Source organism: Mesorhizobium sp. M7D.F.Ca.US.004.01.2.1, assembly GCF_003997785.1.
Taxonomy (GTDB): domain Bacteria; phylum Pseudomonadota; class Alphaproteobacteria; order Rhizobiales; family Rhizobiaceae; genus Mesorhizobium; species Mesorhizobium loti.
In genome coordinates this window covers 1-248 of sequence record NZ_RZRQ01000794.1, presented here as the reverse complement: position 1 = coordinate 248, position 248 = coordinate 1, and the positions used below count along the sequence as shown (strand labels likewise).

At 67.3% G+C, this 248-nt stretch carries 1 protein-coding gene; it reads right to left on the bottom strand.

Annotation, left to right across the window (positions count from 1 at the left end):
* Nucleotides 1-248 (bottom strand): VCBS domain-containing protein (locus EN993_RS36845; protein WP_164758115.1); only part of this gene is annotated, 248 nt, incomplete at both ends.

Genomic DNA, 248 nt, shown 5'->3' with positions numbered 1-248 from the left:
CAGTTGCCGTCGGCATCGAGGTCGAAGGTGCCGTAGCTGCCGGCGGCAGCCACCTGGGGCACGAAGTGGGGATCGCTGTCGACATCGGAGATGGTGAGCGTGCCCGACGTCGAGATGTCGACGGCCGTGTTGCCTTCGGTCAGGTCGCGCACATCGGCCGACAGGACGGCCGCGTCGTTGGTGCCCAGGATGTGGACGGTCACGGTGGTGGCGGTGCCGTCGGCGCTGACGACATTGAAGGTGTCGGT